The organism is Gracilimonas tropica DSM 19535 (assembly GCF_000375425.1).
Taxonomy (GTDB): Bacteria; Bacteroidota; Rhodothermia; order Balneolales; family Balneolaceae; genus Gracilimonas; species Gracilimonas tropica.
Genome location: NZ_AQXG01000002.1, coordinates 224,516 through 251,033 on the forward strand (window position 1 = coordinate 224,516; position 26,518 = coordinate 251,033).

At 42.7% G+C, this 26,518-nt stretch carries 27 protein-coding genes; 10 read left to right on the plus strand and 17 right to left on the minus strand.

All coding sequences use genetic code 11. The annotated features are described in order from the left end of the window. Positions 1–2: 2 nt before the first annotated feature. From B151_RS0104650 to B151_RS0104665, 4 genes are all read right to left on the minus strand, one after another. Positions 3–929, minus strand: coding sequence for a DUF4097 family beta strand repeat-containing protein (locus B151_RS0104650; RefSeq protein WP_020402442.1), 927 nt, complete (start codon positions 927–929; stop codon positions 3–5). 155 nt (positions 930–1,084) lie between these two features. Further along, the gene (locus B151_RS0104655; RefSeq protein ID WP_020402443.1) at positions 1,085–1,873 is read right to left on the minus strand and encodes a HEAT repeat domain-containing protein; all 789 of its coding nucleotides are present in this window, start codon (positions 1,871–1,873) and stop codon (positions 1,085–1,087) included. Continuing rightward, a complete protein-coding gene (locus tag B151_RS0104660; RefSeq protein ID WP_020402444.1) occupies positions 1,866–2,429 on the minus strand; it encodes an RNA polymerase sigma factor in 564 nt (187 codons plus the stop codon). The genes B151_RS0104655 and B151_RS0104660 overlap by 8 nt, the downstream gene beginning before the upstream one ends. A gap of 396 nt (positions 2,430–2,825) precedes the next feature. Further along, positions 2,826–4,658: a MutS-related protein gene (locus B151_RS0104665; RefSeq protein ID WP_020402445.1), complete on the minus strand. Its 1,833-nt coding sequence runs from the start codon at positions 4,656–4,658 to the stop codon at positions 2,826–2,828. Positions 4,659–4,895: 237 nt separating this feature from the next. Here B151_RS0104665 and B151_RS0104670 point away from each other — a divergent pair, with 237 nt between their 5' ends. Further along, positions 4,896–5,471 carry an acyltransferase gene (locus B151_RS0104670; RefSeq protein ID WP_020402446.1) on the plus strand — a complete coding sequence of 192 codons (576 nt, stop codon included), beginning with the start codon at positions 4,896–4,898 and terminating at the stop codon, positions 5,469–5,471. 205 nt (positions 5,472–5,676) lie between these two features. On the opposite strand, the gene B151_RS0104675 is transcribed toward B151_RS0104670, so the two are convergent. Together B151_RS0104675 and B151_RS0104680 are read right to left on the minus strand one after the other, a co-directional pair. Then, positions 5,677–5,952: a Smr/MutS family protein gene (locus B151_RS0104675; RefSeq protein WP_020402447.1), complete on the minus strand. Its 276-nt coding sequence runs from the start codon at positions 5,950–5,952 to the stop codon at positions 5,677–5,679. Between the two features lie 39 nt (positions 5,953–5,991). Then, positions 5,992–6,300: a Dabb family protein gene (locus tag B151_RS0104680; protein ID WP_020402448.1), complete on the minus strand. Its 309-nt coding sequence runs from the start codon at positions 6,298–6,300 to the stop codon at positions 5,992–5,994. Between the two features lie 303 nt (positions 6,301–6,603). Between B151_RS0104680 and folE the strand changes: the two genes are divergently transcribed. From folE to hisI, 4 genes are read left to right on the plus strand one after another with little or no spacing between them, the layout of a single operon-like run. Further along, the gene (gene folE / locus B151_RS0104685; RefSeq protein ID WP_040516581.1) at positions 6,604–7,290 is read left to right on the plus strand and encodes a GTP cyclohydrolase I FolE; all 687 of its coding nucleotides are present in this window, start codon (positions 6,604–6,606) and stop codon (positions 7,288–7,290) included. A gap of 5 nt (positions 7,291–7,295) precedes the next feature. Beyond that, positions 7,296–8,753 (plus strand): cysteine--tRNA ligase, encoded by a 1,458-nt coding sequence (gene cysS / locus B151_RS0104690; RefSeq protein WP_020402450.1) that lies wholly within the window; start codon positions 7,296–7,298, stop codon positions 8,751–8,753. Beyond that, on the plus strand, positions 8,753–9,001 hold the full coding sequence (yidD, locus tag B151_RS0104695) for a membrane protein insertion efficiency factor YidD (RefSeq protein ID WP_020402451.1): 249 nt from the start codon (positions 8,753–8,755) through the stop codon (positions 8,999–9,001). The genes cysS and yidD overlap by 1 nt, the downstream gene beginning before the upstream one ends. Before the next feature lie 26 nt (positions 9,002–9,027). Beyond that, complete coding sequence (gene hisI / locus B151_RS0104700; RefSeq protein ID WP_020402452.1) at positions 9,028–9,510, plus strand: phosphoribosyl-AMP cyclohydrolase; 483 nt, start codon at positions 9,028–9,030, stop codon at positions 9,508–9,510. Between the two features lie 77 nt (positions 9,511–9,587). On the opposite strand, the gene B151_RS0104705 is transcribed toward hisI, so the two are convergent. Together B151_RS0104705 and B151_RS0104710 are read right to left on the minus strand one after the other, a co-directional pair. Then, entirely contained in the window at positions 9,588–11,393 is a 1,806-nt protein-coding gene (locus B151_RS0104705; protein WP_020402453.1) for a DEAD/DEAH box helicase, read from the minus strand. Positions 11,394–11,734: 341 nt separating this feature from the next. Next, on the minus strand, positions 11,735–12,637 hold the full coding sequence (locus B151_RS0104710) for a LysR family transcriptional regulator (protein WP_020402454.1): 903 nt from the start codon (positions 12,635–12,637) through the stop codon (positions 11,735–11,737). Between the two features lie 98 nt (positions 12,638–12,735). Between B151_RS0104710 and B151_RS0104715 the strand changes: the two genes are divergently transcribed. The 4 genes from B151_RS0104715 to B151_RS0104730 all read left to right on the plus strand — a co-directional run bounded on the left by B151_RS0104715 (position 12,736) and on the right by B151_RS0104730 (position 17,130). Continuing rightward, complete coding sequence (locus B151_RS0104715) at positions 12,736–14,196, plus strand: NADP-dependent isocitrate dehydrogenase (protein WP_020402455.1); 1,461 nt, start codon at positions 12,736–12,738, stop codon at positions 14,194–14,196. 145 nt (positions 14,197–14,341) lie between these two features. Next, a complete protein-coding gene (locus B151_RS0104720) occupies positions 14,342–15,022 on the plus strand; it encodes a hypothetical protein (protein ID WP_020402456.1) in 681 nt (226 codons plus the stop codon). A 5-nt stretch (positions 15,023–15,027) separates the two neighbouring features. Further along, on the plus strand, positions 15,028–15,915 hold the full coding sequence (locus tag B151_RS0104725) for an SMP-30/gluconolactonase/LRE family protein (protein ID WP_020402457.1): 888 nt from the start codon (positions 15,028–15,030) through the stop codon (positions 15,913–15,915). 9 nt (positions 15,916–15,924) lie between these two features. Continuing rightward, a complete protein-coding gene (locus B151_RS0104730; protein ID WP_020402458.1) occupies positions 15,925–17,130 on the plus strand; it encodes a GAF domain-containing sensor histidine kinase in 1,206 nt (401 codons plus the stop codon). 15 nt (positions 17,131–17,145) lie between these two features. On the opposite strand, the gene B151_RS0104735 is transcribed toward B151_RS0104730, so the two are convergent. The 8 genes from B151_RS0104735 to B151_RS0104770 all read right to left on the minus strand — a co-directional run bounded on the left by B151_RS0104735 (position 17,146) and on the right by B151_RS0104770 (position 25,006). Beyond that, entirely contained in the window at positions 17,146–18,276 is a 1,131-nt protein-coding gene (locus B151_RS0104735; protein WP_026166477.1) for an ABC transporter permease, read from the minus strand. Further along, a complete protein-coding gene (locus B151_RS0104740; protein ID WP_020402460.1) occupies positions 18,273–19,382 on the minus strand; it encodes an ABC transporter permease in 1,110 nt (369 codons plus the stop codon). The genes B151_RS0104735 and B151_RS0104740 overlap by 4 nt, the downstream gene beginning before the upstream one ends. Then, entirely contained in the window at positions 19,379–20,137 is a 759-nt protein-coding gene (locus tag B151_RS0104745; protein ID WP_211207820.1) for an ABC transporter ATP-binding protein, read from the minus strand. Before B151_RS0104745 ends, B151_RS0104740 begins: the two co-directional genes overlap by 4 nt. Continuing rightward, positions 20,115–21,050: an ABC transporter ATP-binding protein gene (locus B151_RS0104750; RefSeq protein WP_020402462.1), complete on the minus strand. Its 936-nt coding sequence runs from the start codon at positions 21,048–21,050 to the stop codon at positions 20,115–20,117. The genes B151_RS0104745 and B151_RS0104750 overlap by 23 nt, the downstream gene beginning before the upstream one ends. 40 nt (positions 21,051–21,090) lie before the next feature. Next, complete coding sequence (locus B151_RS0104755) at positions 21,091–21,993, minus strand: HlyD family secretion protein (protein ID WP_020402463.1); 903 nt, start codon at positions 21,991–21,993, stop codon at positions 21,091–21,093. After that, positions 21,984–23,267: a TolC family protein gene (locus tag B151_RS0104760; RefSeq protein ID WP_020402464.1), complete on the minus strand. Its 1,284-nt coding sequence runs from the start codon at positions 23,265–23,267 to the stop codon at positions 21,984–21,986. Before B151_RS0104760 ends, B151_RS0104755 begins: the two co-directional genes overlap by 10 nt. Further along, positions 23,264–23,872 (minus strand): TetR/AcrR family transcriptional regulator, encoded by a 609-nt coding sequence (locus B151_RS0104765; protein WP_020402465.1) that lies wholly within the window; start codon positions 23,870–23,872, stop codon positions 23,264–23,266. Before B151_RS0104765 ends, B151_RS0104760 begins: the two co-directional genes overlap by 4 nt. A 162-nt stretch (positions 23,873–24,034) precedes the next feature. Then, the gene (locus tag B151_RS0104770; RefSeq protein WP_020402466.1) at positions 24,035–25,006 is read right to left on the minus strand and encodes a Gfo/Idh/MocA family protein; all 972 of its coding nucleotides are present in this window, start codon (positions 25,004–25,006) and stop codon (positions 24,035–24,037) included. A 310-nt stretch (positions 25,007–25,316) separates the two neighbouring features. Here B151_RS0104770 and azu point away from each other — a divergent pair, with 310 nt between their 5' ends. After that, positions 25,317–25,757: an azurin gene (azu, locus tag B151_RS0104775; protein WP_157470692.1), complete on the plus strand. Its 441-nt coding sequence runs from the start codon at positions 25,317–25,319 to the stop codon at positions 25,755–25,757. A gap of 82 nt (positions 25,758–25,839) precedes the next feature. Here the strand turns inward: azu and B151_RS0104780 are convergent, their stop codons facing one another. Beyond that, on the minus strand, positions 25,840–26,487 hold the full coding sequence (locus B151_RS0104780; RefSeq protein ID WP_026166478.1) for an SDR family oxidoreductase: 648 nt from the start codon (positions 26,485–26,487) through the stop codon (positions 25,840–25,842). Between the last annotated feature and the right edge of the window lie 31 nt (positions 26,488–26,518).

Here is a 26,518-nt window from a genome sequence, read left to right on the forward strand (position 1 = left end):
ATTTAGGATGTTTTCTTTTTGATGTATCCGTCTCCATTTAACAATTGGAACCGGATCTCGGGACCGCCTTCACCAAACTGAACTCTTGATCTGGATCCTATACTAAACCGGGACATCCCATCCTTACTTTTATGAACCCGGTCTCGCACATGTTTAACTTGGTCGAAGTTGGTATATAGTTCACCGTGCAAACTTTTGAAAGTTACAACTACATTCAAATTTTCAGGTGCAATCAGTTCTATATTCCCGTTTACGGTGTTGAAATCAAGATCTTCAGACGGAACAGTAGTTAATTCCACTTTGATATTCCCATTTACTGTATTTGCGTTCACAGGACCCGCGTTGTCTACCACAATTACACTTCCATTGATGTTAGAGGCTTGAAGCCGATTGCTCATTCCTGAAACAACCACCTCTCCGCCGTTTATAGTGGATATTTCAGCCTCTAACCGATGTGGAATTTTGATCTGCAGGTTAAACTCGAATTCCATTTGGTTTTCATCGTACCATCTCCCCTTACGATCCCGATTCTTACTGTTGAAATTATAGTTTAATTCATCTCCCTCTATTTCAACTTCAGCGTGGGGGTGCCGAATAAAAACGAATATACTATTGGTTCCGCTCAGCCGATCCAGGTAAATTTCTTCAGGGTGAAAGTCATCTGAACTCCCAACTGCTCCTTTCACAATTTTATTTCCGGTGATGATGATCTCATCTCCATCATAACCTTCCACATTTAGATCGCCATTAATGTTTTCCATATGAAAGATCGTACCTGCATTAAATTCAGAGGCAGGAATGACCATCTCAACTTCCTCATTCATTCGCTGAGTGTAAACGGGCTTTTGGGCCAAAACCTGAGTGGACGCTATCACAGCAAACAACCCTGCCAAACCAATTTTAAGCGTATTTATTTTCGATATTTTCATGATCCTATTTTCATTGATTTGGAGAACCTGCGAGCGTCAAAAGACCTCGCAGCGTTCGGGCCACAACGCTCGTAGGTCTTTAGGACGCTACGAGGTTGTTACCTTTATGACATCTAAATTAACTTCGTTAGACATTCGCAGGTTCTACATTATTTTCACATCAACACCGCGATGCTGCTTTCCAACTTTTGCTGAACCGAATAATCCAGTTCACGTTCCTCCAACAGTTTTTGAAATTCAGGTGCAGAGGCTTTCAACTCCAGCTCAATCATTGTATCCGCCAGTTCCGTTATCACAATAGGTGATTCTTGCGTAGAAATAGATCGCACCAAACCACGCCGAACACGTTCGTCATCTCCCCAGCGCTTAAGAGCCTCCACAGCCTGGATTCGTACATTCACACTTGGATCGTTATTCAAAGTAAAAAGCAAAGCATGAATGGCATCGAGGTCAACAGTAGAAAATTCAGAACTAATATTCACTGCCTTCAAACGGTCAGCAGCCGAACTCCCTTCCAGCATATTCACCAGCATCATTTCTTTCATAGACTGCATTTCCTGACTGAGCTGCTCAATCTCAGATTGATCATTATTTATTTGTGAACCGATGAATCCGCCTATCACCAAAAGAACTAAAGCGTACGCCAATTTAGGAGCCGTCAAATTTGAAACCTCAAGCAATACCTTATCTATGAAGACTTTCCACCAACCCGGTTTGATACTTTTCTTCTCCTCTTCCAGCATCAAATAAAAACGGTTACTGAGTTTTTCTGAAGGCTTTTGTGTCGGTATAGCACCCAGTTCCTCGTATAATTTCTCTACCTCAAGGAATTCCATAAAGTCAATTTCCCCACTGGCAATAAGTTCCTCTAAGCGGGTTTTTCCGACATCATCCAGCTCGCCGGACAGATAATCTGCAATCAGTTGTTCGTGTTTTTCATTCATAGCTGCATTCGTCTTTTAAATGGTTCACCAAATCTCTTAACTCTTTCATTGCCCTAAACATTTTTACTTTGATCGCTCCTTCCGTTGTGTCCAAGATCTCTGCAATTTCTTTGTATTTCAGTCCTTCAAACCGACTCAAAATCACAATCTCTCTTTTATCTTCATCCAAACGGTCGAGCGCCAGTTCCAACAAATGTTGTTTTGCCTCTTTATTATGAACCGCTACCGGATCATCGGAATCCACTTCCAATCGCTCTTCATCTATCTCGATGGAATCTCCATTCCGCTGCTCTTTTCGATAATGATCAATGTGCGCGTTGCGTGCCACACTGAAAAGCCAGGTACTAAATTGACCATTTCCGGAATAGGATTCACGATATTTCAGAAGACGCTCAAAAACGGATTGAACCAGATCTTCGCTAACCTGACCATCCTTGCACATTCGATAAAAGAATCGGTACAACGGACGATTATAGCGCTCGAACAAAAGACCCAGTTTATCCAGATCTCCATTCTTCACTTTCATCATCAATGCTTTATCTGAGGTTGAATTCACCGTAAAAATTTCCCGCGGTTGTGTTTTTCAACCTTATACACTGATGATGACAGAAAAGGTTACAGAATTTTTTGAATAGAGATTACGATCAACAGTCAAAATGCAATAAAGGAACACGAAGGCTATTTTGCATTTACAAATTCTTGGTGAACCTTTTTGACTTTCTGCCTTCGTGGCCCGAACGCTGCAATTGAGTTTGATTTAAAGCTCAGCTCTACCTGAAGAGTCATTCCCGTGCAGACGGGAATCTAAATATATCCATACAATCCAGCTATTGATTCCTATAAAGCAATAAGATTTCGGGCATTTGCCGCGAAATGACCACTTATCGTAGAAAACACTTTTCCTTTTATCGAACTGACGAATGGATTTCAAGGATTCACCATCAAATCAAAATCACTCCACCGGCAAACCTTCCAGCTCCATGATCTTAAGTGCATTTGTGGTAGGACAAGGCCCGGATTTGATCTTATAGGAAAAGCTCATTTTTCCGCCTTCAATGGTCTCCGAAAAATGCCAGTTGCTTAGTTGAGGGATCTCTTTTTCTAATGAAGCAAGTTCCAGATCATGTGTGGAAACCATCCCGATTCCATTCTTTCCGGCCACGTGTTTTAGAAAAGCAGTACTGCCCTGAAATCGCTCTCGGTTGTTGGTGCCCTTGAAGATCTCATCCACAAAAAAGAAAAGCGGGATCTTGTGATTCGAATCCAATTCATTCAACAGGCGCCGCAATCTTCGCACTTCCGCATAAAAATGTGACAAACCGCCCTCAAGCGAATCCTTCACGTTAATACTGGTGAATAACCGAAACAAATTAGTATTCAAGGACTTGGCTTGAACCGGAGCTCCAGAAAACGCCATCGCTAAATTGATCCCAACCGTTCTTAAAAAAGTACTTTTTCCCGCCATGTTAGAACCGGTGATAAGGAACAGATCTTTGTCTTCTTTGATGATAAAATCGTTAGAAACCCGCTCCTCATCTTTGATCAGCGGATGACCAAGTTTTTCAGCTTTAAATAAGATCTCATCGTTATTGGTGATCTCCGGAAATGTGCTATCGGGATTCAGATAGGCAAAGTTGGCGATGGAGTTCAGAGCTTCCAGTTCGTAGAAATCATCCAGCCATTCCTCCAGTTTGGGAGCCAGCTCTTTTTTCAGCTTCTCCATCTTCATTGAGAAAAACAAGTCCCAGGGAATCACCATATTCACCAGCGGCCACAGCACCTGATTGGCCTGAAGTGATGCTGCTCCCGCCAATCGTGAAGCCCTTTTCAAATACGCAGATGGTGACACTTGCTGATCTTTCAAAGAAGTAAAGAAATCCTTCAACGAAGAATTCGCCGGAAATGAAAACTGTTCGATATATACCAGAATCTTACCAAACCTACTCATCTGTTTGTCGATCTGATACCCGGCTTCAAACAACTCTGCGATCTTGTCACTGTTGAAGTTGTAGTAGCCCAGATACGTCAGGAATGTGATCAACACCCACGGCCCCGTTAATCCTCCGATCGCCGTGATCAGCAAGACAATGTTAGCAATCGAAAGCGTTGAAAGGATCAGAAGCGGGATCAGAAAGTTTACTTCTTTGGGATTTTTCATCCATCGTAAAAGCTTATCCATGCTCCAGTCTTTATCAGAGATTTCCTTCTGTGTCATGAACGCCTGCACTTGAATACGATCCCTAAATCCCGATAACGGGATCAGATCAGCGATCAGTTTTTGGCGGTTTTCGATCTCTTTTTGATCCGGTGCTTCATTCAACAACCAGGACGATAATCGCTCCGAACTTTTAGGATAAATGGAAGTGTCCATGAGATGATGCAGCGAATAATCTCCTACAATATGGAGATCATCGGCAAAAGGATGAGATTTCAGGTCATCCGAAAACTGGTAATCAGGAAGTTTCTCCCAATCCAGCTCCATCCGAGCGATGTGTTGCTCTTTGATCTCTTTCAAAAAAGACAATCGGTCTTTGTGATCGGTAATTCGTTTATGGCGGGCAATCAGGTAAATGAATCCTCCAGTCAAAGCCAACAGAGACGTAAAGAAAATACCGTCGCTGCCGGTTTGCGCAATGAGGTAAAGAACCAGAATGGAAACCACAAAATATCCCCCGCGAATGTATGAAAATTGGGTACTCACCTTTCCCATCTTTTGGATCATCTCTCCTAAACGTTCTGTCTGATCCTTAAACTGTTTCTTTAAAATCTGCTTTGATAAATTCATGAATAATGCTGTTGAAAATTTCAGACTTCAAGAATAGGCATTTCATTATTCAGTTGACAGTTGACAGTTGACAGTTGACAGTTAGCAGTTAGCAGTTAGCAGTTAGCAGTGGTTCCTAAATTCAACTAACACTGTCAACTCTTCTGTTTACTGATCACTGATAACTGTACACTGATATTCCTGTTTACTGTCTTCCTGTCTTTCAGTAATATCCTGCAAATCAAATCTAACGACTTTATGGACTATTTCGCACACGAAACGGCGGTTATTGACGAAGGGGCAAAAATTGGAAAGGGTACAAAGATCTGGCACTTTACACATGTGATGCCGGATTCTGAGATTGGAGAATACTGTAATTTAGGTCAGAATGTAGTTATTTCTCCCAAAGTGAAATTAGGCCGAAATGTGAAAGTGCAGAACAACGTCTCCATCTACACCGGGGTGATTTGTGAGGATGATGTGTTCCTTGGCCCTTCCATGGTGTTCACGAATATCATCAACCCAAGAAGTGCCATTGTTCGTCGCGATGAATATGTGGATACGTTTGTGCGAAAAGGAGCTTCGATCGGAGCGAATGCCACCATTATTTGTGGAAATGAATTGGGAAAATACTGCCTGATCGGAGCCGGAGCTGTCATCACCAAACCGGTGAAACCGTATGCATTAATGGTTGGTAATCCCGCTAAGCAAATTGGCTGGGTGAGTGAATATGGTCACCGCCTGGAGTTTGATAAGGATGGAGTTGCGGTTTGTCCAGAGTCGAAAGAAAAATATGAATTGAAGGATGGAAGCGTTGCTAAAGTGACTCCATAAATTTATTAAATCAACACTGTCCTCTCTCTGATTTCCAGCGAAGCTGAAATCGGTCTCTCTCCAAAGAGAGATAGGTTCCTGCCGATATTTAGAATTCTAGCTTAGAGAACGATGGTGTTTAGTAGCAAGAACCTGTGTCCCTCCGGAGGGACCGATAGGTCAGTTCACTAATCTATCAGGGAGGACAGTCAAAAAGCAATTTCATTTATTGTTTAACCAACTCTACCACCGTAGCTCCCCAGCCGCTCCGATCGCTGGCCAGAGAATACGATTCCACATGCCGGTTACGATCCAACAAACTATGCACCGTTCTCCGCAATACGCCCTTCCCCTTTCCGTGAATGATGCGTATGGAATAGATCTCTTTCTCCAGGCAAGCTTCAATATAATCAGGGATCAGATCTCCCAATTCTTTAGGATTGAATAAGTGAAGATCCAACACACCATCAATAGGAATTTCAATCGGTTCCGGTTCAGACATAATTTTTCTGCTTACTGCTTACTGCTTACTGCTTACTGCTTACTGAATATAATCCACTACACGTCGCTCACTCACCACTTTTTTGATGAAAGAAACCACTTTCTGATGATCCGGATGCTCGGCATACACGTTCAGGTCTTCTTCAGATGCACAGCTTACCGTCAGCACCATATCACAAATCGCCTCTCCATTACCTTCCAGCACATTAATTCCTACTTCAGCTGATTGCAATTCATCGATCTTCGAAGGCAGATCCTCCAGCAATTTCTTCATGGTTTCGGCATTCTCGGCTTTGGTTTTACCTTCCGCTACATCTTTTAACTTCCACATTACTACATGCTTGATCATTTTCTGATATTTGATTTTTGGATTGATGATTTTCGATTTAATTCATGAGATATATAATGAGAATAAATCCTGCTGACTGCTGACTGCTGACTGCTGACTGCTGACTGCTGACTGCTGACTGCTGACTGAATATCCCCCGAACTCATCGAAAATCCCAATCAGATACAGTTATTCTTTCGATGTCTTTTGTGCCAGCTTCGATGTTCTACCGCTGTCAATTAATGCTTGGAACCCTTAACTTTAAGGTTCTGTTTTAAAGATGCAGGAACAAGCCTGTACTCCTTGAAAATACAATTAGAAATTTTGAAAACATTGGATTTAGATAAAATCACAGCCGAAGAGATCGGTGAGGATCACGTAGCGACCTCAACACAAACACCGCTCAGAGAGGATGCATTTGATAAAACGGATGCTGAAAAAATTGAGATCATAGAAGAACATTTTGCGGAGATCATGAAAACCCTGGGACTCGATCTCGAGGATGATAGTTTGAGTGGCACACCCTATCGCGTTGCCAAAATGTATGTGCAGGAAATTTTTGAGGGACTGAATCCCAAGAATAAACCCGTAGCACGACAATTCAGCAATAGTTATGAATATAACGGGATGCTCGTTGAAAAGAATATTCATGTGACTTCCTTTTGCGAGCACCATTTTCTGCCTTTTATTGGAAAAGCGCATGTGGCTTATATTCCATCAGGAAAAAAGGTAATCGGCCTTTCCAAGATAAATCGTATTGTGGATTACTATTCGCGCCGACCTCAGGTCCAAGAGCGGCTCACCCTGCAAATTGCGGAAGAATTACAAGCTGCCCTGGAAACCGAAGACGTCGCTGTTTATATCGACAGTAAACACCTTTGTGTTTCAACCCGTGGAATTAAAGACCATAGCAGTACAACTATTACAGCTGAATATCGCGGTGCTTTTAAGAATGAAGATACTCAGCAAAAATTCATCGACTATATCAAAACTAACACTCAGATCGACTGATAGCTGTGGCTGACACATCAAAAAAACTTCACGTTTACAACACCCTTTCCCGTAAAAAAGAACTTTTTGAACCGCTGAATCCTCCGCATGTGGGAATGTATGTTTGCGGGCCGACTGTTTATGGTGATGCGCATCTGGGGCACGCTAAAAGCTATGTTTCTTTTGATGTTATTCTTCGTTATCTGCGGTATCTGGATTACAAAGTTCGCTACGTTCAAAACATCACTGATGTGGGACATTTGGTAGATGATGCTGAAGAAGGAGAAGACAAACTCAGCAAGCAGGCTCGTATTGAAAAGGTGCAGCCGATGGAGATAGCCGAAAAATACACCTACACTTATTTCAGGGATATGGATGCACTGAATGTGCTCCGACCAGATATTGCCCCACGCGCCACCGGACATATTCCCGAACAGATTGCGATGGTGAAGAAATTGATCGAAAACGGTCATGCTTACGAAGTGAATGGCAACGTTTATTTTGATGTATCCTCCGATCCTGAATATGGAAAACTTAGTGGCCGTAAAACCGAAGATGCTGAATCCGGAACACGGGTAGAAACAGCTTCAGACAAACGAAGTCCCGAAGACTTTGCCCTCTGGAAAAAAGCCGATGACAATCACATTATGAAGTGGGACTCGCCGTGGGGAGTCGGATATCCCGGATGGCATGTAGAGTGTTCAGCTATGAGTACCAAGTATTTAGGGGAGAGTTTTGATATTCACGGTGGCGGATTGGAAAATCAGTTTCCGCACCATGAATGCGAAATTGCTCAGGCTGAATGTGCCCACGATAAACAATTTGTAAAGTACTGGCTCCACAACAATATGGTGACGCTGGAAGGCCAGAAAATGGGTAAATCGCTAGGTAATGCGATCAACCTGCATGAGTTTTTTACCGGAGATCATAAATTGCTCACCAGAGCATGGCCACCGGAAGTGATCCGATTCTTCCTGCTTCAATCCCACTACCGAAGCACCACCGACTTCAGTGAAGATGCATTAAGCGGAGCCGAATCCGGATTGAAGAACCTGCATTCCATGATCAATACTATTGAGAATGCGGAAGCAGGTTCTGGAGAAGCTTTTGATCTGGATGGATTGAAAGCTTCCGTTGAAAGTTCCATGAACGATGATTTCAATTCGGCTCAAGCCATTGCCACTTTATTTGAAGAATTGAAGGAGATCAGAAAACGAATTAACGAAAAGGACATTCCTTCAAATCTCGATGCGATCAAGACATTCATACACAACTTTGTGGATGGTGTACTTGGAATCTGGCCGCAGGAAGGTGGAGGAAATGAAGAATTAACCAAAGGGTTGGTCGAGTTGTTGATCGAGATCCGTAAAGATGCCCGAAGTAATAAAAATTTCGAGCTTTCAGATAAAATCCGCGACGACCTAAAAGAGCTGGGCGTGCAGCTCATGGACGGCAAAGAAGGCACGTCCTTCGAGATCGAGTAATGAAATGGCTGCGGGATATATTCAGCTTCCTGATCGTTACTTTGGTTAAGTTTTACCAAGTGGCCATCTCCCCCTGGCTGGGGAAAAGCTGCAGATATCAACCCACCTGTTCCCGATACATGATCGAAGCTGTGGAAGAATGGGGGCCATTAAAAGGATTTTGGATGGGCATTAAGCGTATTGGGCGCTGCCATCCCTGGGGCGGTGAAGGGTATGATCCGGTTCCAAAAAAGAATAACGAACAATGAACATTGAACAACGAATATCGAAGTAAATGAATGACATTAATTTCAAAAAACGCATCACTGTTGAACAAGTTGAAGAAGGAACCGATCTGGCTCCAAAATTTCAGGATGATGGATTGATTCCGGTTGTAACCACCGATTATGAATCCGGCGAATTGCTAATGCATGGTTACATGAATGAAGAAGCCCTGAAGAAAACAATCGAGATCGGCGAAGCAGTGTATTACAGCCGAAGCCGTGAAACTCTTTGGCATAAAGGCGCCACCAGCGGGCTGGTTCAAACCGTAAAAGAAATGCGCATCGACGACGATCAGGATTGCGTGTGGCTTCGGGTTGAAGTGCAGGGAAATGGTGCAAGCTGTCACGTCGGATATCGCTCTTGCTTCTATCGCAGCGTGCCCACCGGAGAGAATTTCGAGCAAAAAGACGGTGAACTGAAGTTTGAGGAAGATGAAAAGGTTTTCGATCCCAAAGAAGTTTATGGGGATGCACCTAATCCTACGAAGCTTTAAACAGATTAGCCACTATTAAAAAGCCCGAATTCAATGCTGAATTCGGGCTTTTTTTTATTTCACATCCGGTTCACGAATTAAGCGTAAACATCCGCTTTTCTTTTCTTTTTGATTCGGCCACCGCTTGATTTCGCAAATGGCTCTTTTCCTTTCGACTTCCGTTTTCCTTTCCCGGATCTTTTTGAGGAAGATCCATTGTTGTTATTGGACGAGGAAGCTCCATTCGTATCCGGCTTGGCCAGCTCAACAGCGATCTCACGACCCTCAAATTTTGATCCGTTCATAGAATCAAATAACTTAGAATCGAATCCTTCTTCCACTTCAAAAAAGGAGAAGTTATTCTGAATGTCGATCTTGCCAAAATCAGGCTTTTTGCCATTCATTTGCTCGTTTACGACACCCATCAATCTTGCAGGGTTCAAACCATCTCTCCCTCCTACATTCAGGAAATAACGCGTAAATCCTTCTTCAGCACTACGGCTGTTGCTTCTGCCGCCTGAATTACGACTTCCTTTATTAGAAGAGTTTCGTTTGTTCTTTTTGTTTGATTTTCCTGCTGAGGCATTGATATCTCCGGCCTGCTCATAATATTCCAGGATCTGATTGAACTCCATGGATACAAAGTGTTTGATAAGATCCTGCCAGCCTAAATCTGAGAGCCGCTCATACACTTCCGGCAAATACTTTTCGATCTGCTTTTCGTTGACTTCGGTGGTTCGGAGTTTTTCCACCATATCCATCATGCGAACGCCACAAACTTCTTTACCGCTCGGTACGTCCTGTTTGATGAAGTCTTTGCCTGACATTTTTTCCAGTGCGCGGATCTTATTTTTCTCACGGGTATTAATAATGGAAATGGAGATTCCACTGTTTCCGGCACGGCCGGTTCGACCACTTCGGTGAATATACACTTCCAGATCATCCGGAAGATTGTAATTGATCACATGCGTCAGGCTATCCACATCCAAACCGCGTGCAGCCACATCTGTCGCAACCAATAGCTGTAATTCTCCGGTGCGGAATCTGTTCATCACGTCATCGCGCTGACTTTGAGAAAGATCCCCATTCAGCCAATCCACATCGTAACCATCCTTGGCTAAGCTTGCGGCAATATCGGAGGTTTCTCTTCGCGTTCTGCAGAAAATAATTCCATAGATATCCGGGTTCACGTCAACTACTCTCTTCAGCGCATCGTAGCGATCGCGGGCCTGCACCATATAGTAGTGATGCTCCACATTTAACGCGCCTGAGTTTCGTGCACTCACCTGAATTTCTTCCGGATTGTTCATGTATTTCCGAGCAATCTTGGAGATCTGATTCGGCATGGTGGCTGAAAAAAGCAGCGTTTGTTTCTCCTTTGGAGTATCATGGAGAATGGCATCAAGATCATCCTGAAATCCCATGTTTAGCATTTCATCGGCTTCATCCAAAACCAGAGAACGGACATTCGTCACATCCAGTTTTCCTCTTTTGATCAGATCCAGCATACGTCCCGGAGTTCCAATCACAACCTGAACACCTCTTTTGAGTGCGCTGATTTGAGAGCCAATACTGGTTCCACCATAAACAGCCAGCGTTCTGATTCCTTTCTGATGTCTTGAGAAATCCTTCAGATCTTTTTCAATTTGGATGGCTAATTCGCGGGTTGGCGATAGCACCAAAACCTGAACATTGTCGGAGTTGGCATCCACTTGCTGGAGTACGGGCATTCCAAAAGCACCGGTCTTTCCTGTTCCGGTTTGAGCCAAAGCCACGAGATCACGCTGAGAAGCTAAAATGGTTGGAATCGCTCTTTGCTGTACTTCAGTGGGGGTTTTAAAGCCAAGATCATTTACGGCTTGACATATTTCGGGCGAGAGGCCCAGTTCTTCAAAAGTTGACATGTAGTATTTTTTAGTCGTTCTAATCCCGTATAGAAATTTGTGCTGCACTGCTTCTTGTCCGGAATAAAATTAAGGGTGAGCTATGGACAAGAGGCAAGCACGACTGCTTGATTTACAAAGGCCAGCAAGGTTCTATAAACCTGAAAAGTTTCGGTATTCCAGTCTTATCGCGAACTCACGATTTTTCAATAAGCCCTAAAGATACGGATAAAAAGCTTCTGTTATGAGATTGGGTTCAAAATAAATTTCGCTCCTATGGTGAGGGGTTTGCCTGCACCTTATTCTTTACCGATATGTTTTTTAGGGCAGTAAAAGCAGGCCGATCTTTTGCCAACAAACATTCACTTCAAAATATCTCTTAATGAAGCAGTCGTAGTGAATTCAATAAAATTTTTAGCAGCCGGACTCAACCTTTTTCCTTTTGGATACACCAGTTTCCAGGTATTCACGTAAGGCAGATCATTAACATCCAGCACGGATATTTTGCCTACGCTTTCTTCCAAAGTAAGGCTGTACTTAGAGATGAGAGAGATGCCGATACCCGCCATAATAGCCTGCTTCACCGCCTCATTTGTGCCTAATTCCATTACAATCTCCGGGGATATATTGTTGGATTCAAAAAGCTGCTGCATCACCATCCGGGTTCCGGAACCCGGTTCCCGTATCAGGAAACGATATGCTTCTAACTCCTTGAAGTCAATATTCTTCTTTAGCGCCAAAGGATGATCCGGAGCCGATGCCATCAAAAGAGGATTCTCCAAAAATTCTACGGCCTCAAGATCGAGCTCTGGAGGCAACACAGAAAAAACAGCCAGGTCGCATACATTCTCACGAAGCAACTCTTTTACTTCATTACGGTCGGTTACCTTTAATGAGATCTTGATCTTATCAAATTTAGAGCGGAATGCACCCAAGATATAGGGCATAAAATATTTAGCGGTAGATACCACCGCTACATTTAAACTCCCTCTCATCATTCCTTTGATCTCCGAAAGGGCCATTTCCAGGCTATTTACTTCTTTTTTAATATTCTTTTGAGCCTCATACAATTCTTTTCCTGCTTCTGTCAGATATAGCTCCTTCCCAATCACCTCAAAAAGATCTACCCCAAAGTGTTCTTGTATTTTTTTTACCTGAATGGAAACGGCCGGTTGAGACATAAACAGTTTTTCGGCAGCCTTTGTCATGCTTTTTTGCTTGGCTACCTCCGCAAAAACATCAAGCTGATGTAAAGTAAAAGACATATAAACTAATATTTATGTTTTTGATTAAATACGTTAATTATTATTTATGATAAGAAGGGTTTAACTTTTTGGCAACTTAAAAACTCAAACCTGATAACATGCAAAAACTACAGACCATCACAGTTGCCCATGGAGACGGAATAGGCCCGGAAATCATGGATGCCGCTCTTAAAATTTTAGATGCTTCCGGTGCCAAACTAAGATACGATACCATCGAAGTGGGAAAAAAAGTCTATGAAAGAGGAGTCAAATCGGGTATCGAAGATGATGCCTGGAATACCGTTCTAAAGAACAAAATACTGCTTAAAGCCCCCATCACAACACCACAAGGTGGCGGAGTTAAAAGCCTGAATGTAACGCTCCGCAAAACTCTGGGGCTTTTTGCCAATGTTCGCCCCTGCCGCGCTTATCACCCATTCGTGAATACCAAACATCCGGAAATGGACGTCACCATCATTCGGGAGAATGAGGAAGACACCTATGGAGGAATTGAACATCGCCAAACTTTTGAAGTGTATCAATGTCTCAAGCTCATCACCTTGCCCGGCACCGAGCGGATCATCAGATATGCCTTTGAATATGCAAAATCTCACAGCCGAAATAAGGTTACCTGCTTCACTAAGGACAATATCATGAAGCTCACGGACGGACTTTTTCATGAGATCTTTAAGACCATTGCCTCTGAATATCCGGAAATTGAAGCCGAAAATCTGATCGTAGATATTGGTACCGCACGGCTTGCAGACACTCCGGAAAAATTTGATGTTGTCGTGATGCCTAACCTGTATGGAGATATCGTCTCAGATGTAGCAGCTCAGATCTCAGGCTCAGTGGGAATGGTCGGATCGGCAAATATAGGAACTGATTGTGCTATGTTTGAAGCTATCCATGGCTCTGCACCCGATATTTCCGGACAAAATATTGCCAATCCTTCGGCACTCATACAGGCATCCATCATGATGCTCCGACATATTGGCCAAAACCAGCCGGCAGAGCGAATTCAAAACGCCTGGCTCAAAACACTTGAAGATGGAGTTCACACAATCGACATGTTCGGCTCAGACAGTAAGAAGAAAGTTACAACCGATGAATTTGCAGACGAACTGATCCAAAGGCTCGGTGAAATCCCCTCAATCCTGGAGCCGGTGAGCTATGCAGGCCAGCAAAAAGTTCAAATTCCCGAATTGAAACTGAGCAGAACGGAACTCCGTCCTTCCTTAAAACAAAAACGCGAACTGCTCGGAGTAGATGTATTTGTGTATTGGGAACCGGAAAATCCAAACCTGTTAGCTGAACGTCTTCAGGAAGCTGCTGGGCAGAAATTCGAGCTTAGCATGATCACCAACCGGGGCACTAAAGTATGGCCAAACGGCCTTCCTGAAACATTTTGTACCGATCATTGGAGATGTCGGTTTAAGGCAACTAATGGAAGAACCAATCAAATGGAGATCCTAGAGTTACTCCAAAACCTGACCCGATATACCATAGATACCATAAAAACAGAAAACCTCTACACCTTTGACATGGAGCCGGCCTTCTCCCTGGGTCAAGGTGAATAGCTAAAATCATAATACAAAAGTGTGCTCAAAAGCCACATCCCAAATCCGGGATGTGGCTTTTTTAATGTTCGAAAGTTGTTACAATGAATTAAAGAGAATGGTTAAATTCTTTATCTTTGACCCAAATCAAAAACAAGCAGTCCTAATGATCAAAGAATTATTTCCTGAATCACAACCTATTTCTGAATTAAGAAAATTAATTGAAACCGAGCTGCCTAAAGAAAACCTGAACGAAGGCAATACTTTATGGGCTACTTCTGTTTGCAGTGACGAAGTTAACCAGAGTTTAAACCAGTTAAACGATTACTTCAAAGCCTTTGGCCCATTTATTATGGGGGGAATTTCAGGAATTCCTTTTGCAGGCAAAACCGGTTTTAAAGCATTTGCAAGCCATATTCCGGATAATGGAGGCGCCGTTATCATTTACGGGCCACATATCGGTATCACTAAAGATGGCAAGGTTGGAATGATAAACCGTGATGGGCAGGGAGAATCTTCTTCCTGTTGCGGCTCACTCGTTGCCGGTTTAAACAGTGTTAAGACAGGTAATGTACTCAACATTTCTCATGACGACTATCAACAGGGACAGGTCAATAAAATATTGATCGAAAGGTATGACGAGATCAAGAAAGCTGATCGTGATATCGTGATGGCAACGGAAGTAGCTTATGACCAGATCAAAAGGGAACTTACCGATATTGTTGCTGGCAGCCTGGATTCACTCGGAGAAAAACCCCTTCTTTTGATAGGAGGAATTATCATTAATCGGGATTGGGATCAGGACGATCTTTTTGAAGTCCGGGACGTGGCTTGGTACAACAATTAAATATTATGAGATACTCTACCTTTCTATTTTTGAGCCTTCTTGGCTTACTTTCCGGCTGTAACTCCTCTGAAAAACCCGGGGAACCTGACCTGAGTACTTTCCAGGATACTTCGGATACAATATATGCAGTCACCGGTTTAGATGGGCCGGAAGCGGTGCGATACGATCCCGATCAGAAGGTTTATTTCATCTCCAATTTTACCGGTGGCGGCAATGCTCAGGATTCTACCGGCTTCATCACCAAGGTAAACGATAAGGGAAAAGTGGAGGCACTTAAGTTCATGGAAGGAACAAAAGAAGCCCCGCTACACGCTCCCAGAGGTATGTATATTACTCATAAAACCCTATGGGTTGCCGACGTGCTTGGAGTACACGGGTTCAATAAAAATACGGGCCAACAAACTAATTTCGTGGATTTCAGTTCATTTCAGATTGGCTTTTTGAATGATGTTTCTGCAGATAAGAATGGAAACTTATATGTTACCGATACCGGAACATCTACCGTTTATAAAATCCAGGATGGCCAAGTATCCGTATTTCTTGATGAATTACCAATTGCTCCAAATGGGATCACCTTGAATCCTGCTGATGACACATTCTTATTGGCTCCCTGGAATGGAGATCAAACTTTTTACTCCTTTGATGAGAGTGGAGAACTTTCAGAGTTTGCGGTATTGGAAGGCGGCTATTTTGATGGTATTGAATTCATCGGAAAAACTCTTTTTTCAGCAAGTCAGCAAGATTCTTCAATTCGTATTTTCCAACCTAAGATGGAAAAGCAATTGATCAAAACCAGTGGCAGGCCTGCTGACATTGGTATTAATACGGATCTAAACCACATAGCCGTACCTTATATTGCGCTTGATAAAGTTGAAATTTGGGATCTTAATTAGTTCTGATTTATGTCAAAACCTGCCGCTCCAATTCCAGAAAATGAATTTGAAAGGTTGCTGAAGTTAGCCGATTATGATATCGATTATTCACAGATACATGGTAAACTCGATGACCTAACCCGCCTTGCTGCCTTTGTGGCCGGAACACCCATCTCTCTGGTTAACTTATTGGAAGCTAATACCCAATGGACGGTATCCAATTATGGGCTCAATGTTCACCAAACACCACGTGAAGAAACCGTTTGCCAATATGTGGTTCTGGATGACGCTCCTCTGGAGGTAGAAGACCTCACTCAGGACGAACGTTTTAAGAAAAAAAGCTATGTGGTCAACGATCCTCATATCCAATACTATTATGGGTTGCCCTTAACTACCCCTGATGGGATCCGTATTGGGGCTATGTGTGTGATGGATACCAAATCAAATGATCTCTCACCTGAGAAAGAAGAATTCCTGAAGATCATTGCCAATGAAGTGATCACCCGCATTGAATACGAACATAAGCTCAAGTTAATGCGCAATAATATGGATGAGCTAAAAGAGATCCAGCGAAAAGTCAGCCATGATATCAGAGGACCTATAGGTGGGATCATAGGGATTGCAGAAATTCTGCGTGATCAGGCAGAAGAAAGTAAAATGGAAGAGTTCATGAAGCTGCTTGAACTTATTAATAAAGGGGGAAGATCCGTTTTGGAACTGGCTGATGATATTCTTTCCAACTACAAAGAAGAGGATTCCCCGGCTAAGATTTCCGATCACGAGCTAACATTATCCTCCCTCAAACAAAAGCTGCTTAATCTATATACTCCCCAGGCAAAAAGTAAGAATATCAATTACTCAGTAATTGTGAGTTCCAACAAAGTGGATGTCCCTTTTCCGAAGCATAAGTTGCTGCAAATTTTTGGGAATCTGATCACTAATGCGAATAAGTTCACTCCTGAGAATGGCTCTGTGAAGGTTGAACTTTCCTTCAGTCCTGCACCCGATTCCAAATTGGTGTTTATAGTTTCGGACTCAGGTGTTGGTATGTCCCCGGAACAGAAAGAAAACATTCTTTCCGACCATGCACAATCTACCGCAGGCACAAAGAATGAGCGTGGATTTGGTTTCGGTTTTCAATTAGCAAAACATTTAATCGAGACCATGGATGGTTCCATCTCTATTCACTCGAAGCAAGGCGAAGGCACTTCCATTAAGGTCGAGATTCCTGTATAAAATCTCAGCGATTTACTACTGCGCGGTCTTTTTGTATCGTTTAATGGATACCAGCAACAGTACGCTTCCCATAAAAAGCAGGACATAAACCATGTTTTGAATTTCTATCCATCCGGCTCCTTTCAAAAGTACCATCCGCATGATTTTTATGAAATAGGCTATGGGATTAACAAGAGTCAGATTTTGTGCCCAATTAGGCATGCTTTCAATCGGTGTAAATAATCCACCCAGCAGAATAAATACCACCATCAAAAACCAAGCTATGAACATGGCTTGTTGCTGAGTGTGCGTTACCGTCGAGATCAAAAGTCCCAGCGACTGTATGGTGATCAGAAAAATACCTGCTACAGCTAACACTGTAAAAAGATTACCCAGAAAAGGGATCTGAAACCCATAGCGCGCGAGGGCTAAACCAATAAGAAGATCAACCATTCCTATCACCCAAAACGGCAATAATTTACCTATCATGAATTGGTATTTTCGGATCGGTGTAACATTCAGTTGCTCAATGGTACCAATTTCCTGTTCCCGCACAATGTTCATCCCGGAAAGAAAAAGCCCTATCATCGAAACCAAAACAACCAGAATGCCGGGAACCATATAGGTTATATAATCTAAATTGGGATTGTACCAATTTTGCGGAATGATGTTTATTGAGCTTGATAGTTTTGGAGCTGACACCGCATTTCTCATGTTCACCTCCACCAGTTTTTCAGCATTAAGATCTTTTAGGATTGATGTACTGTATGACTGAATCAAACCTGCCGTGCTACCATCAACTGCATCTATGATGAGCTGTAAATGGGCTTTCCTCCCCTCCTTAAAATCCGTTTCAAAACCTTGTGGAATTTGTATGATCATGCTCACCTGCCCTTCATCCATGGCTTCAAGGGCTTCTTCAGGGTTGAATGTCTCAAGTTCAAGAACAAAATATCCACTGGCCTGAAACCTGGATACCAACGCTCTGGAAAGTTCAGACTGATCCGCATCAATCAACGCCATATCAACTTCTTTTAGCTCATAAGTGGCCGCAAATGACAAAACCAGCAATTGAATGACCGGCATCACAAATAAAATGGGCAGCATCGACTTGTTTCGGAATATTTGTAAGAATTCCTTTCTAAGAAGTACACGAATAATTCTCATTGCAGCCTCACCTTAAATTTCCTGATGCTAAGTGCTATAAGCAATACAGTCATCATTACAAGAATGAGCGTTTCTTTCCATATCAATAAAAAATCAGAGCCCTTAAGCATGATGCTTCGCACGATCACCAAGAACCATTTGGCGGGAATGATATGCGAAACAAACTGCAAAACATCGGGCATACTGCTCACAGGAAAGATAAAACCGGAAAGCAGAACGGTGGGAAGTAATAAACCAGCCAGGGATATCATCATAGCCGTTTGTTGATTCTCGGATGCCGAAGAAATAAATACGCCCAATGCCAATGCTGTCAAAATAAACAACCCGGATTCTGCAAAAAACAACAGGTAAGAACCTTCAAATGGCACTTGAAATACAAACTTAGCCAAAATCAAAATGGTGATCACATTTACAACCGACAGCACCAGATATGGAAGTACCTTTCCTATTATGATGTGATAAGGTTTAAGAGGCGAAACAAGTAAAATCTCCATATTCCCCATCTCCTTTTCCCTTGTGATGGAAATGGAAGTCATAAGTGCTGATACCAGCATCAAAATTACAGCGATCAGTCCGGGCACAAACAGGTTCACACTTTTGAGCTCCGGGTTGTACATCATCCGTATATCCGGACTGATTCCCGCCGTTTCCAGGTGCTTGCCTTCATGCAATGTTTCAGCATAATCTTGTATGATATTGGCCGTGTAGGATTGTACAAGGTTTGCCAGATTGGGGTCAGTAGCATCTGTTAATACCTGAACATTTGCTTGCCCCTGTTTTACCAGTTTTTTTCTGAATTCAGATTCAAAAACTACGACCTCTTTAACCTCTCCCTGCCGAAACAGTGCCTCCACTTCATCATAGCTCTTCAGGTACGCACTTATCTCGAAAGAATCAGAGGCTTCGAGTTTGTGAATGATCGCCTGTGAAGCTTCGTCTTTGGCTCTGTCCAAAATGCCGATCTTCGCATTGTTGATCTCATTTCGAATGGCAAACCCAAACAAGATCATCATAATGACCGGCATCCCAAACAGAACTATAAGCGTTCTTTTGTCACGATATATCTGCTTGAATTCCTTCACCACAAATCCTGAAAATGAGTTCATCCACCCCCCCTTTTTGCCGACCGTGCCAATTTGATGAAAACTTCTTCGATGGTTTCTGCCGAATGTTCTTGTTTCAATTCCGCAGGTGTTCCAAGGGCATCCATACGGCCATCTACCATAATCGAGATACGATCGCAATATTCCGCTTCGTCCATGTAATGCGTGGTCACAAAAACCGTGATCCCTTGCTCCGAAACTTCATAGATCTGTTCCCAAAACTGACGCCTTGTAACCGGATCAACGCCTCCGGTGGGTTCATCTAAAAAAACAATATTGGGATGATGAAGGATCGCTATTGAAAACGCCAGCTTTTGTTTCCATCCTAAGGGGAGGTCTTTGACCAATTTCTTTCGCTCTTCGATAAGCCCGGTTCTCTCCAGGAGTTCTTCTGCCTTTTGTGAAAGCTCATGGGGCTGAATTCCATAGACCCCCCCATAAAAACGGATGTTTTCCTCGGCGGTAAGATCATCGTATAAAGAAAACTTTTGGCTCATATAGCCAATGTTCTTCTTGATTGATTCCGCCTCGGTATACACATCCCGTCCCGACACTCTTGCTTCTCCTGAGGTTGGTGTTAGCAACCCTGTCAACATTTTCATGGCCGTAGTTTTGCCTGCTCCATTTGCTCCAAGAAACCCAAATATCTCACCTTGTTTTACATTGAAAGTAATGTGATCAACGGCCGTAAAATCGCCGAACATGCGTGTTAAGCCTTTGGTTTGGATGGCAAAATCAAGCATTATTTTCCTCCTCATTTTGAGGATCCATAAGCTCCATAAAGCGATCTTCAATAGTTGGTTTTACAGATACGACCTGTACGTCATAAACCCCCTGCTTTTTGAGGAAATCTCTCAGTTCATCCTGATCTGGAGTTCGGTTCTTTTCGGTATAATGAACGTACTCGCCAAAAGGCTGGGCAGAATTTGTTTTTGGGTACGCTTTTAGCGCCTGCAATAGCTGATACGTACTTTTTGCCTTTATCCCAAGCAAGGGTTTTTTGAATCCTTCAACTATGGATTCCGGGGAGTCGATCTGCAGGATCTTTCCATCCTGAATCAAAGCGACACGCTCACACAACTTAGCCTCATCCATATATGGAGTAGACACAATGATGGTGATCCCTTCTTGTTTTAGTACTTTCAGCATTTCCCAAAACTCCTTTCGGGAAACAGCGTCCACTCCTGTTGTAGGTTCATCCAGCAAAAGGATGCGCGGCTTATGGATAAGAGCGCAACTTAAGGCAAGCTTTTGTTTCATACCTCCCGATAAAGCTCCGGCCAGCCTTGTTTTGAACGGCTCAAGCTGGCGGTATATCGGTTTGATGAGCTCATAATTAGACTCAATCGTGGTTCCAAATACAGAGGCAAAAAAGTTGAGATTCTCCTCCACTGTCAGATCCTGATAAAGAGAAAATCTCCCAGGCATATATCCCAATAAAGGACGAATTTTTCTGTATTCATATACGGAATCCAGCCCCAGCACGGTCACGCTTCCTTCATCCGGTACCAATAAAGTGTTAATGAGACGGAATAGTGTAGTTTTCCCGGCTCCGTCCGGCCCGATAACCCCAAACAATTCCCCTTCCGTAACTTCAAAATCAACATTATCCAAAGCATTCACGTTGGCGAAATATTTGGAGACACCGACTGCTTTTACCACCGTTTTCATCTCAGGCCTTTTTTGTTGTGATCTGACCGCATAACGCAGTTTAATTTGAGGTTTTTGGACTGAAGTTTACCTCACCCGGCATGCCTATCTTTAGCTTTCCTTCAGGATTATTCACCCGAATCTTTACAGCATATACTTGTGTTACACGCTCCTCTTTGGTTTGAATCATTCTGGGAGTGAATTCTGCTTCAGAGGCAATCCAACTTACTTTTCCGGCCAACGATTCGGTTGATATTGCGTCTTTATCGATAATCACTTCTACATTCTGCCCTAAAGAAACCTGTGGCAGTTGTGCTCCTGATATATATACCCTGAGCTCCATTTGGTTCAGATCTGCAATTTCATATAAAGGCTTCCCGGCAGAAACCAATTCATTCTCCATCGCGTATGTTGAAAGCACAAAACCTCCTGCAGGATTTACGATGTTTGCCTTCTCCAATTGATCTTCCACCCGGGCAATTTTTGCTCGTACAGACTCTAATTCTGCATAAACCGATCGTTTCTGAACTTCTACTGCCTGTATCTGCTTATTAAGCACCTTCACTTGTCCCAGGGCCTGATCTGCCTGCTGTTCAGTGGCAGCCTGTTCCTCTTTCAGGTTTGTAATTCGATTCAATTCCTTTTGGGCTGTAACAAGCTGCTCTTTATAGATCTCTGCTTGCGCTTCAAGTTTAGCTATATTAGCATGAACGGCACGAAGGGTAGCCTTCAATTCGTTCTTTTGAAGTGCAAGCTGAGTGGTATCAATAAGCCCCACTTGCTGCCCGGCTTCCAGTTGTTCTCCTTCTTCCACATTGAATTCCCGAAGTATCCCGGTGGCTTCCGCTGAAATGATCACCGGATCCGCTTCAAACTGTCCATAAGCATCTGAAAGTTCTCCATTGCTGCACCCTGTTAACGGCAGGCCTACGGTAAGCCAAACAACGATCGTTCTTAATTCCATGAGATTCCCTTTTTGGTTACATATTCAATTTGTTTTTGCACAAGCTGAAGTTTTCGGATTTCCAGGTTTACACGGGCTTTCGCTTCCTCGTTTAGCTCGGTCACATATTCTGTGGAGGTAATTACTCCCTGCTCCAACTGCTTTTTCTTTTCTTCCGCCACTTGCTCCCTTAATTCCAACACTTCTTCATCCAGGTTTATCTGCGCTTTCAGTTGTTCGATCTGATCACGTATTTCTGCCAATTCAGATCTAAGCTCGATCATGAACACGCTTTCGTCTGCTTTCACCTTTCTCTTTTCAAGTTCCAGGATCTCGATCTTTTTACCTGAATTACTCCAATTTTTCAAACTCCACCTGGCACGAACCCCAACCATCCAGTAGGTGTGCAGTTCATCTTCAAAAACATTAAAGCCCGGCCGGCCATAAGCTCCCTTTGCAAATGCAGATATTTTTGGATGACGATCCGTCCCTGTTAATTCCTGTTGCAGGCTAAGTATCTCGGATCTTTTCTTGAACATCTCCAACTCCGGCCTTTTGACCGGCTCTTTTAAATGTTGCTCCAAATCAACCAAAGGCACGATTAGCCTGGTATCCGGTTCAATGTCTGAGCCCGTCAATTCGCTTAATATCTTAAAAGATGATTGGATCTGATATTGTAATCGAATGTCTGTTTGTCGGGCTTTCAGTAATTCAGCCTTCAATACTTTCTCATTTCCCGGTAACAAAACCCCGTTATCTACTTTTGCTCGTACCAGGTCCAGCTGATCTTCCAGTTCCTCCATTAAAATACGCACTGATTCCTGCTGCTTTTCCAGGTTCAGGATACCAAAAAAGACAGCCTCTACCTGACTTCTGACCCTCCACATAGAAACACTGACGGATACATTTTCTGCTTCATTTTTATCGGATTCGAGTCGTCTGCGGGCTTTTGTGGAACCACCGTCATAGATTGACTGACTGAGATCGAGAGAGGCCGAATAGTGATCTTTACTTAAGGATGGTGCTGAAAATCCCGGTGATGAAATCGGCAGCTCCGTTACCTCAGACTGATAGCTTGCATCCGCATTTAACTGAATTTCGGGATAAAAGGCCGACCGGACGATCTGTTCATTTAATGCCGATATCTTTTGCTGTAAGTCTCTTTTTTCCATTAGAGGAAAACTGTTTTCAACCCGTGCATAGATCTCATCTAAAGACAAGATCTGCCCTTCGCTTTGAGCTGTCGCCAGTGCCGGGATCATCAGGATGAAAGCTATAAGATGTCTGCATTTCATGATGGTTTGACTCCATTAAATATAATTTCCGGGATCAGCGCTTTTCTTTCTTCGAGAAGGTCAGAGTATCCCTTTTCATCCAAAGAAAAGATCGTTTTCACCATCGTACGCGCCAACATAGGCATCATACACATACTCACAATGTTCAATAGAAATTGCTCCGATGAGATATTCTTCATCCTCCCTTGCTGAACTTCCGTATTTACTTGTTTGGTAAAAACTTCCGGCAGATGAATGTTCATGCCTTCTATAAATTCTGTAAATCGCTCCGGATGTTGATTCATCTCATATACTACAAACGATGGCAGGTGCCGATTTTCTTTGAACATTTCATGATAAAAAACCACGATATCCTGAACCTTTTGCTCTATAGGTAATTCACTTTTCAAGATCCCAAACAATTGTGGCATGATCTTCCGGACCCCCGCACGAAAAACCTCCATGAATAACTTATCCTTACTCCGAAAATAGTAATGAAGCATCGACTTATTGATCTCAGCCTCATCTGCAATCTCCTGCATGCGTGCCCCCTCAAATCCCCTTTTTTGAAAAACTGTTTGAGCTGCTTTAAAAATTTTTTCTTCCGTTTCTTTTTCTAATGCCATCGATCAACCTGTTTGATTTTAGAAGTAGTCTACGATTTTCAACCAAACATTTCAACCAAATGGTTAAATTTTTTAGTTAACACTTATACCCCATTCTATAGCATTTAATTTCAACCGGATAAGCTCCTTCAGTTAAAAATATGAAAAGAAGAAATTATCTCGTCAGGAATTGGAATGGTTTAAAAGAAGATCTATGATGCGCATATTTGCCAGCGCATCTTCCAACGGTGTGGGAACGGAAGAATCCTCAAGAATGGCTTTGGAAAAGGCATCTCCCTGAATGGTGTAATGATTAGCTTGCGTTTCAATTTCTTTGATCACTTTACGGTTTTTGATAAGCCGGATCGAAGCCACACTTTCCTGAGGATTGAAAGGAATATCCATTTCAATGATTCCTTTTGTCCCATATACTTTCAGATGTTGTTCCGTACTCGCCTGGGTAGAACAGGTAAAGGTAGCGGTGCCTTTAGGAAATTTCAGAATACCCGAAGCCAATCGGTCTACTCCAAACTCCGGATCCATTTCAACCTCACCGATCACTTTAATCGGTTCACTCCCATACAGAAAACGGGAAGCCGATATGCAGTAACATCCAATATCCATCAATCCTCCCCCACCCATTTGGGGATTATTTCGGATGTTATCGGGATCATCATTAAAGTAAGTGAAAACAGAGTGGATGGTTTGTGCCTCACCGATCTCTCCTTCATTTATCCATGACCTGACCATTCCCCACTGAGGATGAAAACGGTACATAAAAGCTTCCATCACTTTTAATTCCGGATAGTTTTTAACTGCTGAAACCAATTGTTCGGCTTCACCGGCATTCATTGCTATTGGCTTTTCACAAAGAACGTGCTTACCCGCTTCCAGCGCTTTAATTGTAAATGTAACGTGTAAATGGTTTGGCAGTGGATTATAGACCGCATCAATCTCAGGATCGGAAAGCAGCTCTTCATATGAACCATAGAATTTTGGAATACTGAGTGAGTTAGCAGCTTTTTCAGCTTTTTCCAGGTCTCTTGACGAAATAGCCACTATTTCTGAATAATCTCCTTTCTGCATGGCTGGAACTACCTGTTCCATTCCGATCTTAGCTGTGCTTAAAATGCCCCATCTTACTTTCTTCGCCATATTTCTTGTGAGTGAATTATGAATTAAAGTTTTCGTATTTAAAGTACTGCATTTGCTATTGTTCTGATAATCTAATTACCCTTATAACTTGCGCTAAAAAGCATAAAAAAGCAGCCTGATAATGCTTCTTCTCTTCCTAAAGGGAGGTACCTGATCTTACTGAGAAGCCTCCTTATTGTTTGGTTTGAAAATTCTTTTCAAGATTCACAAAAACTTCACATTAAACCGGGAACTTGTGTTTGGAAACAAAAAAGACAAGCGAGTCCGAAATCATAGAGGTCGGTTCGCTGTAAATCAAACCAACATTACTATGAGATACCTATTATCCATTATCACCATTTTAACATTAGCATTTTCAAGTTCTGTGCTGGCGCAGGATAAAGTTGAAATTACCATTGAAGGTAATGACAAGATGCAATTCAACTTAAACGAAATTAAAGTTGAAGCAGGTCAAACCGTTGTATTGACCCTGAAGCACGTAGGCAAGCTTCCAAAAGCAGCTATGGGCCACAACTGGGTATTGTTAACTCAGGGAACCGAGATCAACAAGTTTGGTGCGGCTGCATCTAAGTTTGCTGGTAATGACTACATCCCTGAAGATACTGACCAGGTTATCGCACATACCGAACTCGTTGGAGGCGGACAACAAACCACCATCGAATTTAAAGCTCCTGAAAAAGGAACGTACGATTTCATCTGTAGTTTCCCGGGACACTACGCCATGATGAAAGGCAAGTTTATTGTTGAATAGTAGTAGTTAGTTATAGCACATCTAAACTACGTATTATACCCCGAGAACCCCGGCTTACTGACCTAAACCGGGGTTTTTTATTTTAATCTATTTCAGAAACTGCTTTTGGAATGGGCGTTTGGCCCTGTAAGAGATCTAAACTTCTATTAAAAGTATTTTTAGCTTCAATGGCCTGAACAATGACAGAGGCTACATCTTCCCTTGTAATACTCCGGCTTTCAGGGTCTTCGATCTTTTCGCTGAGTTCTACTTTTCCGGAGCCTTCCTCATTCTTCAATCGGCCGGGCATCAGGATGGTATAAGCTAAACCAGACTTTCTAAGGTAACTATCCGCATTCGATTTGGCCTCGTAATAATGTTTCATCGGTTCAGACCAATTTTGAGGATCACGATTTGCTAATAGAGCACTTACCATAATAAATCGATCAATGCCGGCTTTTTTTGCTTCATCTATTGCTTTCTTGGCTCCGTTCTGATCAATGACCTTTGTTTGAGACTTGGGCGTGTGCGCTCCGGAGCCTGCGGTGAATACAACTGCATTTGCATTCTCAAACGCATGACTGATATCCTCTTCAAGGTCTGCCAATATAGCTTTCACTCCTTGCTCTTCAAACTTAGCCACCTGATGTTTCTTTCTCACCATAGCGATAGGCGTATATTTACTTTCTTGAAGCTTTTTGGTAAGCCGCATTCCTATTTGACCGTTTGCGCCTATTATCAATATGTTCATACTATTCTCTTTTATTGGGATTCATCTATTT

Excerpts from the sequence above, each read along its gene's own strand:
- B151_RS0104650 (WP_020402442.1), bottom strand. The coding sequence starts at position 929 with ATGAAAATATCGAAAATAAATACGCTTAAAATTGGTTTGGCAGGGTTG.
- B151_RS0104655 (WP_020402443.1), bottom strand. The coding sequence starts at position 1,873 with ATGAATGAAAAACACGAACAACTGATTGCAGATTATCTGTCCGGCGAG.
- B151_RS0104665 (WP_020402445.1), bottom strand. The coding sequence starts at position 4,658 with ATGAATTTATCAAAGCAGATTTTAAAGAAACAGTTTAAGGATCAGACA.
- B151_RS0104670 (WP_020402446.1), top strand. The coding sequence starts at position 4,896 with ATGGACTATTTCGCACACGAAACGGCGGTTATTGACGAAGGGGCAAAA.
- B151_RS0104675 (WP_020402447.1), bottom strand. The coding sequence starts at position 5,952 with ATGTCTGAACCGGAACCGATTGAAATTCCTATTGATGGTGTGTTGGAT.
- B151_RS0104680 (WP_020402448.1), bottom strand. The coding sequence starts at position 6,300 with ATGATCAAGCATGTAGTAATGTGGAAGTTAAAAGATGTAGCGGAAGGT.
- yidD (WP_020402451.1), top strand. The coding sequence starts at position 8,753 with ATGAAATGGCTGCGGGATATATTCAGCTTCCTGATCGTTACTTTGGTT.
- hisI (WP_020402452.1), top strand. The coding sequence starts at position 9,028 with ATGAATGACATTAATTTCAAAAAACGCATCACTGTTGAACAAGTTGAA.
- B151_RS0104705 (WP_020402453.1), bottom strand. The coding sequence starts at position 11,393 with ATGTCAACTTTTGAAGAACTGGGCCTCTCGCCCGAAATATGTCAAGCC.
- B151_RS0104710 (WP_020402454.1), bottom strand. The coding sequence starts at position 12,637 with ATGTCTTTTACTTTACATCAGCTTGATGTTTTTGCGGAGGTAGCCAAG.
- B151_RS0104715 (WP_020402455.1), top strand. The coding sequence starts at position 12,736 with ATGCAAAAACTACAGACCATCACAGTTGCCCATGGAGACGGAATAGGC.
- B151_RS0104720 (WP_020402456.1), top strand. The coding sequence starts at position 14,342 with ATGATCAAAGAATTATTTCCTGAATCACAACCTATTTCTGAATTAAGA.
- B151_RS0104725 (WP_020402457.1), top strand. The coding sequence starts at position 15,028 with ATGAGATACTCTACCTTTCTATTTTTGAGCCTTCTTGGCTTACTTTCC.
- B151_RS0104730 (WP_020402458.1), top strand. The coding sequence starts at position 15,925 with ATGTCAAAACCTGCCGCTCCAATTCCAGAAAATGAATTTGAAAGGTTG.
- B151_RS0104735 (WP_026166477.1), bottom strand. The coding sequence starts at position 18,276 with ATGAGAATTATTCGTGTACTTCTTAGAAAGGAATTCTTACAAATATTC.
- B151_RS0104740 (WP_020402460.1), bottom strand. The coding sequence starts at position 19,382 with ATGAACTCATTTTCAGGATTTGTGGTGAAGGAATTCAAGCAGATATAT.
- B151_RS0104745 (WP_211207820.1), bottom strand. The coding sequence starts at position 20,137 with ATGAGGAGGAAAATAATGCTTGATTTTGCCATCCAAACCAAAGGCTTA.
- B151_RS0104750 (WP_020402462.1), bottom strand. The coding sequence starts at position 21,050 with ATGAAAACGGTGGTAAAAGCAGTCGGTGTCTCCAAATATTTCGCCAAC.
- B151_RS0104755 (WP_020402463.1), bottom strand. The coding sequence starts at position 21,993 with ATGGAATTAAGAACGATCGTTGTTTGGCTTACCGTAGGCCTGCCGTTA.
- B151_RS0104760 (WP_020402464.1), bottom strand. The coding sequence starts at position 23,267 with ATGAAATGCAGACATCTTATAGCTTTCATCCTGATGATCCCGGCACTG.
- B151_RS0104765 (WP_020402465.1), bottom strand. The coding sequence starts at position 23,872 with ATGGCATTAGAAAAAGAAACGGAAGAAAAAATTTTTAAAGCAGCTCAA.
- B151_RS0104770 (WP_020402466.1), bottom strand. The coding sequence starts at position 25,006 with ATGGCGAAGAAAGTAAGATGGGGCATTTTAAGCACAGCTAAGATCGGA.
- azu (WP_157470692.1), top strand. The coding sequence starts at position 25,317 with ATGAGATACCTATTATCCATTATCACCATTTTAACATTAGCATTTTCA.
- B151_RS0104780 (WP_026166478.1), bottom strand. The coding sequence starts at position 26,487 with ATGAACATATTGATAATAGGCGCAAACGGTCAAATAGGAATGCGGCTT.